Source organism: Flavobacteriales bacterium, from assembly GCA_013001705.1.
Taxonomy (GTDB): Bacteria; Bacteroidota; Bacteroidia; order Flavobacteriales_D; family JABDKJ01; genus JABDLZ01.
Genome location: JABDLZ010000001.1, coordinates 1 through 8999, shown reverse-complemented (window position 1 = coordinate 8999; position 8999 = coordinate 1). Strand labels below are relative to the sequence as shown.

General features: G+C 49.5%; 6 protein-coding genes. 1 reads left to right on the top strand and 5 read right to left on the bottom strand.

The genetic code is table 11. The features are described 5' to 3' along the window. Positions 1–35: 35 nt before the first annotated feature. A complete protein-coding gene (locus tag HKN79_00030; GenBank protein ID NNC81938.1) occupies positions 36–278 on the top strand; it encodes a hypothetical protein in 243 nt (80 codons plus the stop codon). A 1-nt stretch (position 279) separates the two neighbouring features. Here the strand turns inward: HKN79_00030 and HKN79_00025 are convergent, their stop codons facing one another. From HKN79_00025 to HKN79_00005, 5 genes are all read right to left on the bottom strand, one after another. After that, positions 280–1407 carry a cyclic nucleotide-binding domain-containing protein gene (locus tag HKN79_00025; GenBank protein ID NNC81937.1) on the bottom strand — a complete coding sequence of 376 codons (1128 nt, stop codon included), beginning with the start codon at positions 1405–1407 and terminating at the stop codon, positions 280–282. Positions 1408–1521: 114 nt separating this feature from the next. Next, entirely contained in the window at positions 1522–2148 is a 627-nt protein-coding gene (gene pdeM / locus HKN79_00020) for a ligase-associated DNA damage response endonuclease PdeM (GenBank protein NNC81936.1), read from the bottom strand. A 16-nt stretch (positions 2149–2164) separates the two neighbouring features. Beyond that, positions 2165–4564 (bottom strand): ligase-associated DNA damage response DEXH box helicase, encoded by a 2400-nt coding sequence (locus HKN79_00015; GenBank protein NNC81935.1) that lies wholly within the window; start codon positions 4562–4564, stop codon positions 2165–2167. 155 nt (positions 4565–4719) lie between these two features. Then, positions 4720–6990, bottom strand: a complete 2271-nt coding sequence (locus HKN79_00010; protein ID NNC81934.1) for a hypothetical protein — start codon at positions 6988–6990, stop codon at positions 4720–4722. Continuing rightward, on the bottom strand, positions 6977–8905 hold the full coding sequence (locus HKN79_00005) for a transglutaminase domain-containing protein (GenBank protein ID NNC81933.1): 1929 nt from the start codon (positions 8903–8905) through the stop codon (positions 6977–6979). Before HKN79_00005 ends, HKN79_00010 begins: the two co-directional genes overlap by 14 nt. Between the last annotated feature and the right edge of the window lie 94 nt (positions 8906–8999).

Here is an 8999-nt window from a genome sequence, read left to right as displayed (position 1 = left end):
ATCTGCTCTTTGCAGAGAATCTTGCGGCATCGAGGTTGCATCGTTTTCTTCGGAAGCGCTTTGTAGCCTGGGGAGATGACTGGAACTATCTCAGATTCAATGAAGTCGAAGAACTTCTCTCCTCCTTTTCAGAGGTCAGCTACCAGACGGTCGGATTTTTTGGAGCATTCGGCAGGAATGAGACTCAACGCAGATTTCTAGGCCGCATCGATCGCGCATTGGACCGTTTCATCCCTCGATCCATGCGGTATATCGTCTTTGTCAAAGCCCGTAAGTAGCTCAACCTACAATATCGAGCATGAAAATGGCCACTAATCCGATGAGTATATGGGATATCGATACGGCCAATATGTTCCGCTCCTTGTAGAAAAGGTATCCCCAGAAAAGACCTGGAATTATGGTCAGCATGGCAAATTTGATGTCCATCATCAAATGGAATGAGCTGAACATCAAAGTAGCCACGAGGATGGCGGTAAATGCCGAGCCACGTCCAACGATGAACTGAAGTAGTCCGCCTTGGATACATCCTCGCGCAATGAATTCTTGTATCACCGCATGAATGGAATATAAGGTTGCAACTAGGATAGTGGCGCCTAGAGCATCCTCATCATTCCCGTACCACTCGATGATCTCTGTACCGAATTTCTCTGGAAAAAATGTGACCATCACCCATTTGAGCAGAAACAACACCCCTATGAATACTGAGGTCCATTTCATCACTTGGCTCAGGGCCGGTCTGAAATTCTCCATGGTCAGACCGAAGGACTCCATAGGTAGGCCGCTCAATCGCACATAGAAGAAGGACCAAACCCCATAAATGGTCAGAAGTGCAAAACTGATGAAGGTGCTCTCCCCTTCACTCGCTTGCTCGGTAAGGAAACCGAGAAGGAAGACGAATACGATCAAACCAAGGACCATCTGCACAAAGAACTTAGCTGACATGACCCGTTGTCGCTCTTCGAAAAGCCGTGCTCTTGTCTCCTGCAGGCCGAGTTCATTGGTCTGCCGGATAGCTCCCTGCTGATAGCGCAGATAGTTCATCAATATCTTGGAGACGATGCTGTCCGATTCTGAGACCATGACCATATCCAAAGCCTCTTTATTGAAAAGGAATCCGGTACAACCATTCTCTCCGGCAATCACCGTAGCCGAGCGGGGCTTATCATCGATCAAGGCCATCATCCCTACAAGCTCTCCCTCGCCCCGCTCGGTGAGCAAGAGTTCCCCTTTGTGAATGGTCACACTACCCGTATCCACCATCAGCGCGAATTCTCCGGCTTCGCCATCACGCATGATCTCCTCTCTGGGCTGGAATTCCCGCTCTTCGATAAAGGGCGCGATCACTTCTAGTTGTTCGGCAGTCAATCCTTGGAACAGGACATTGGAATACCATTGTCGCTTACTCATGGCGTCTGGTCGGTCAGTATAGTTGGTTCGGTCGAGGGTTGAATGTAATGAATCATCGCAAATTCCCTGAGATAATGATCATCGAGTCAAAGCAGCAGCAGCGCGTTCAGTCGCTCAGAGACAGGGAATCGCCTGCATATGTCGCTGCATCTTGATCCGGTGCATTCCCGTGAACTCTCCAAATGCAGGCATGATCAATCGATTGTTCTCGATGATACACGCAGGGACCTTTACGTACTGGCGTCCCTTTCCTCGAAGACCGACTGCCGGATGTACATGCCCGCAGATATGACGGATCTCTGGGTCGAGCGGCTCGTGTACCAAAGTGATATTGCCGAGCTCCAAGCGAGCTGATACCTCGATATCCCGGCCAAGGCGGGCATTCCATCGATCGTGATTCCCCTCGATCAGGATGAAACGCACATCTGTGAACCTACCGACCCAATCTTTGAAGAGTTCATTGGCCGGATTGCTCTCTGCATGGAAGAGGTCGCCCATGAATACGACCTGCTCGGGAACAAATGTCCTGATGAGTTCCTCGCAACGATGGAGATTCTTATCCTCAATGGAATGTGGTACCGGAACACCGCTTCGATTGAAATGAGAAGCCTTGCCCAAATGAACATCTGCAATCAATAATGTACGATGCTCCACCCAGAATAGCGCTCTATCTTCCAAGAGGAATTCCTGTCCCAAAAAGGAGAATGTCGCTACGCTTCTATCCAGATCAGGTGATTCCATGGGCCTACGAATCTAGTCATCTCTGATAGGCGATCTGGAGCTTCTTGATACGGTCTTCCAGTTTCTCAGAACTCAATTTCTCCCGTAATCTGTTGACGATGATAGGAAAGCTCAAGGGCGTGGGACCTTCAGCATGGACGATCTTGAACTCCTGTTGGGAGAAGCGTTCCAAGGTCAATCGCAGGCGCGATTCTTCCAGTTGATGTTCGAAGGTCTCGAATATGGCCTGTCTGAGGAGTAGATTGTCCGGCTCATGCTCCTCGAAAACCTGATAGAAGAGACGGGCACTGGCCTGAAGATGTCGCTCCTTTTTCTGTTGACCGGGATAGCCGTTGAAGATGAGCCCACTGATAACTGCGATATCTCTGAAGCTGCGCTGGGTAAGCTCTGCACTGTTCATGCTCCGTAAAAGATCCCGCGAGAGGTCGATCGGTGAGAATAGATCGTTGTCCAGAATGGCATCTATAGGGATGGGACTATCACTGAGTAACTCGAATCCATAGTCATTGGTAGCAAAGGTGAAACTGATAGGCATGATCAGACTGATGCGATAGGCCAATAGACTCGCCAGTGCCTCATGCACGAATTTCCCTTCAAATGGGTAGATACACAGGTGATGACCATCCCGGGTCTCGAAATGCTCCATGAGCAACTGCCCTGCATCGGGTATGACGGAGACTTCCTTCTGCCGCTGGATGATGGGTGCGAGTGTCTTCAATTCTTCATCCAGATCTTCTCCTTCAGCGGCTCTAGAGAATCTTTCTCTGAGCAAGAGGGATAACTGCGAACTCATAGGCAGCTTCCCTCCCATCCAAGCGGGTATTTTTCCTTTGGTAGCCTTGGACTTCCTGACCTGTATCTCCTGACCATGGATGCGCACCAGACGTAGGGCTTTTCCCGCAAACCAGAAGATGTCGCCTTCTTTCAATGAACTGACGAACCATTCTTCGACCATACCTATGCGCGGTCCACCAACGAATTTGACGTGCAGCATGGCATCGGAGACGATGGTACCGATATTCATCCGATGCCGCATGGCCACCCTCCTGGAGAACACCTTGTACAGGCCATCTACATATTCCACCTTTTTGAATTCCTCGTAATTGCGCAACGAAGGAGATCCGCGCTGGATGAAATCGAGCAATTGGAGGAAATCATCCCATTCCAAGTCCCTGTAGCAATGGGTGCGCTTCACTTGTTGGAAAACCTCCTCTGCACGGAATCCATCGGATACGGCCAAGGTCATCAAGAACTGGATCAGCACATCATAGCATAGCACGAAAGGCGGTCGGGCCTCCATCATGCCCCTCTCTATGGCTACCCGAATGGCGCTGGATTCCACCAGCTCGAGCGCATGTGTGGGGAGAAAGTGGATCCGAGAGACCGCCTCGGGACGATGACCGCTTCTACCTGCTCGCTGCACGAATCTGGAGACTCCCTTGGGCCCACCGATCTGTATAACGGTATCCACCGGAGTGAAATCCACACCCAGATCCAGACTCGATGTGCATACCACCACTTTAGCATCTCCTTGACGCAGTGCTTCTTCTACCCAGAGGCGAATGGGCTTGGCGATACTGCCGTGATGCATGGCCATCTGCCCGGCCAGCTCCGGCTCTGCTACTAGCAGATGATGATACCATATCTCGCACTGTGCCCGTGTGTTGGTGAAGATCAGCGTGGATTCAGAAGCTTTGATGATCGGGATGACCTTATCCAATAGCTTGATACCGAGATGGCCTCCCCAGGGCATCTTCTCGATATCATCTGGAAGTACTGACCGGACCTCGATCTGTTTCTGAATATTGGAACAAATGAGCTGTCCTTCCGGGTGGTCATCTCCCATAAGCACATCCATGGCCTCGTCCATATTGCCAATGGTGGCCGAGATGCCCCAGGTCTGTAGTCGTGAAGAGATAGACTTCAATCTACATCGGGCCAATTCCACTTGCACTCCGCGTTTACTTCCCAGCAATTCGTGCCACTCATCCACGACCATGATGCCCAAATGCTTGAAATAGGAATCTGCTCCCTTTTGAGCAAGGAGCAAATGGACACTTTCTGGAGTGATCACCAGCATATCCGGTGGATGGGTCTTCTGCCGTCTACGTTCGGTCTGTGAGGTATCTCCATTCCGTATGCCAACGGTGATATCCAGGTCGTTCTCTGAGATATAGCGCTCGGCTGCTTGGGCGATCTCTTTGGAGAGGGAGCGCAGTGGGGTTATCCAAAGTGCAAAGGGTCCTTTCTTACGGCCCTGCTGCTTTTGGTCCTTGATATATCTGGTGATGGGGATCCAGAGTGAATAAGTCTTCCCTGAACCTGTAGGTGCATTGATCAGTCCCGAACGACCTTTTTCGACTGCTTTCCATGCTTCTCTCTGGAATCGCTTGGGTTTCCAGCCCTTGGAATCCATCCACTGTATTTCGCGCTCATAACCTTTCACTTGGAGAATACAAAATACAGAACAGTCAGACATCCAGTCTGCGGCTCACTCGTATGAAATTCTTTGAAAAATGAAAGAAAGGATTCCCCAATGGGAGGGTAGGACCAACCGGAATCGATCATGCTCTATTGATCGGGATCATCGCTTTCCTCAGGCGAGCTAGTAGACTCTACGATAGGCTTCAACAGTATCTTTTTCTGGCTGAGGTCATAGGCCGCATCCAAGAATTCCAGACAGAGACCCCAATCCTCTACGGGGATGTGATTGGTCTTATAGGATTTGGTGGTGGTCATCTTCAGAATATCGTCTTCGATAGATGCGATACTTTGGAAGCCCCCATACTCGTTATCCACTTCCATATTCAGGTCCTCCACTCCTTCCGCGGAGAACCCTTCCGGAATCTGGAATCGAATGGCATTGGTATAGGTGCGGGCAAATCCATAATACACATCACTCTGCCGCTCGCGTGACTCTTGATTCATCTCTACCTGCCCGCCTACAAGGGCACCGATCTGGACCAAGCGGTTCTTACCTACCTTCTTGACCATGTCATTGAAGCTGACCTGCGTCTGATAACTGAAGCCCGTATCGGGATGTGCCAATCCGGGATTTAGAATTTGCATCTCGGTGATCTCCTCAACACTCTCCTCACCGAATCGCTCTTTCATCTCCTTGTCGACTGTAGAGATTATCCATTCCTGATATTCCTCCAAAGCCGCTGCTATATCTCCCTCATTGGGAAGCAAGGTGACCTCATCGATGGAGTATTCACTGGAGCCTTCTTTGAACTTCTCCAGATACTGTTTGGAAAGGAAACTCTGGACTGTAGAGCAATTATGCTCGCTGTTGTCGCATGAACGGGTGCTTCCTGAGGATTCATGTCCGAACTGGGAATGCACCAATGTACCCGACAATACATCCTCATCTAATGTCACATCTATTTCTACATCCAATCGGTTGCGAGAGGCATCACTGGTCAATGTCTGAATACTGTTCAAAGGCCATCCGCCAGTTTCTGCTCCTGCCATATTGGGTACGGAGAAAGCATGGGAGTCTTCCAGATAGGGTGTGTAATATCCATAGGGATAAAGCATGCTTACGAACTGGAGGTATTCTGTCGATTCTTCAAAATCAAGTTGAAGGACCGTAAAGAGCTCATTGGGCAGGAAAAGGCCTTCTCGATCCCCGAAGAATCTGGGTTGCACGAAGAGCCAGCGGCTATCCACCCCTATCTCCCTGCAATACTGGGCCACATAAGGCATCATGTATCCCGTGCCGTTGTAGTAATTGTAGAAACTCAGATCGAAATGGACCGTGTATAGCAGCTGCTTGTAGAACTCCATCACCTTTTCCCGATCGCTTACCAGTCCTTTCTCTGCAATGTTCTTCTTGATCTGTTTGATGTATTTCTTCTTGATTCCCGCGGTACTGTGAGCAGAGCGTACCCTTCTCTTGAGAAGCTCCCGTACCATGCGGTCGGTGGTCTCTGTTACTGCGAACTGCTGATTGTCAAAGAAGTTGGCTTGGAAGTCCGCATACATGCCATTCCCTACTGCCAGTGCATACCGTACCACCGGAAATTCCTTGAAGGGGAAGAACCAGCGTTCATCCACATCATAGGCCGGCCGGTCCTGATCATGGATGATCACACGGGCTTTGACTCCATACGGTAGGCCGGTCTTCTGAATCTGTACCTCAGGGGCATCGTTGAGCGGAATGAACTTGAAGAAAGAGCCATTCTTGAGGATGAATTCACAGTAGTGATCCAAGACCGGATAGCGGTCGGCAAAATAGATCTCATCATCGGCCAGGATACGGAAGACATAGAAGAAGGCTTCATCCCGCACGAATGAGTACTGATCCACGATATCACCTTCTTCCAGATTGGGGACCACGACCTTCAACTCGTCCCCATCTTCTATATAGTCCGATTTGTGCAGGTGGATGATCTCGCCATTCTGCTTGAACACCCGCACGGCATGGTCACTGAATTTATCCTTGACATCCCGGTTGTTGAGACGGATGGTGGAGTACTCCTCAATGGCTTCCTTATTGCGGATATAGATCACATCCCTATCCATGAACCAGTAGCGGAGTTTCTTACCGATCTTCTGCGTGGTCAGAAAGACATTCTTCTTGAGGATGATCGCATCATCTTCTGGGAAGATGTCCAATTTGTCCAAGGCGAAATCCTCGTATTTCTGCTCGTCCTTCCATACGAATCCTTCTACATCATCTTGGCGCTTTACCTCCTCGAATGCTGTGGCAATGTCTTGACCATTGGCAGCGATAACTGACAGGAATAGAATAAGATAGACCGAATACTTGATCATATAGTTCTGCTTGTGGGAGTGGTTTTCTGTAGGCCGGATCCAATGGCGATCAGAACTTCTCATAGATGATCGGTCTGTCGTATACTTCTTCTTCCAGCCTCTCGATGGTCTCATTCCATTCATGCAGGTCATCATTAGGAATAGATGCATGGGGTATGATCACTTTCTTCTCGATTTCTATGGAGCCATCGTCATTGGCCTTGAAGCCGATCTCCAATTTGAAGTGCTTTTCATCCACGGAGAAATCCTCGGGGAGGTCCTTGAGCTTGAATCCCTCTATGGGCTCGATACGGTAGCGCTCGATATCGAAGACCTTTGAGCGGAAATTCAGATCCCCCTTGATATCGTCCATATCCTCTTCCTTGAATCTGCTGCGGGCATAACTGCGATAGATATCCCAGTCCAGATAGAGCTCATCCCCGAATTGATTCACCCGATTCTTTGCCTCGAATGAGGCCGACCAGGCAATCTCCTCGGTGCGTTCCTTGAGGTCGGTATACTCGCCTTCTCCGATGTGTATATCGGTCAATCCCCTGCTAAAGAACAAGCGCTGCGCTTCAGACCGATCCTTACTTGGAACATCGGCATAGCGATTCATCATGCGTACTTTTCCTTCCCCGGTGACCGAGTAATTGAACTGTCCTGTCAGCTTATTCTCCGCAATGGCGTAATTGATCTCCAGGAGCTCTTTATTGCGATGATGTGTGAAACTGGGAACTTCTGCAAGGATATAGCTGTTACCGTTCTCTATCATCACGGGTCGGCCTTGGATGCGTTCTGCGACATCATCCAGCGTGATGAATTTCTCTGTTCCGTCCAAGAACAGATAGGACCCATCCTCTTGGATCACCGTACATATCATGTGATTATCGACCGATAGTGAAGGGATGCTGTAATCATAGGGTACGGCCTGAGTCCCTATCCAGGTCAATCGTGCATCTACCCCCCTGCTCCGGAGCATCTCCGTCATGAGATTGGCCATGCCTTTGCAATCACCGTATTTATTGTAGAACACATCCTGGCATGCTTCAGGACGGAAACCGGCAATCCCATCTTCAAAGGCGATGTAGCGGATATTATCCTGTACCCAATAGTAGATGGTCTCCAATTCGCACCGGCTATCCGGACAGTCTTTGACCAGATCGGCCGTAAAAGCGGCTAGATCATCGGACTCATTCCCAATCTCTTTGACAAGGGAGGCATACCATCCATATAGATCATCGGTGGTGGAGAGCAGATTTCTGCGCTCCCCGTTGATGGTGACCCCTTTAGTGAGAATGATGATGTGAGGCTCGTAGAATGCTGCTCCTTTGGAGAAGGACTCCTTTTCGAAAGCTGGAAGACTGTCTCCTGTGAATTCGATGACGTGGTTCAATCCTTGGTCGTACTCCCGCATCTTTATCCCAAATTCTTCTCCATAGAAAAGCAAGGCCTCTACCTCGCTGTTCTTCGGGAATTTCAAGGTGAGAGTGAAGGACTCGACCGGATATCGCGCTCCGAAGAATTTGCGCGTCAGGTATTTGCTGTCCGAGTACTCCTTCTGGAAATACAATCGTGTAGGGGTGGTACCGGTCCTGACATATACCTGCACAGGATTCACTTCTGCATCGTGATGGAAGATCCCATCCATCTCGAATGGGAATGGATCCGCCTTCAGCTTGGTCCCACCTGATTTGATGGAGCGGATGGATGAATAATCGTCTACGAAGATCGGGTAGATGGTGGATAGCGGGTCATCTGTGAGATTCAGATAGTCCATCTGGAAATACTCCTTCACCTCCATCAGACCGGAGACCGGACTATACTTGAACTGGAAATCCCTTTTCCAATCGGTGATCACGAGGTCTTCATCCTCGTGCCGCTCTTTCAACTCTTCTAGACCGACAGTTCCGAATGAACTCTGTGCTTGGATTGAGATCGGTCCATAACATAACAGGACCAAGAGTATATGAAGTAGGGTCAGGCGATAATGATTCATAGCGTGTGTAGGGGCCTTTTCTAGGAAAGGGATCATAAATTTAACCATATGGGGCTATCTCTACAAGCCAAAGAAAATTAAGGCAGAACGTAGA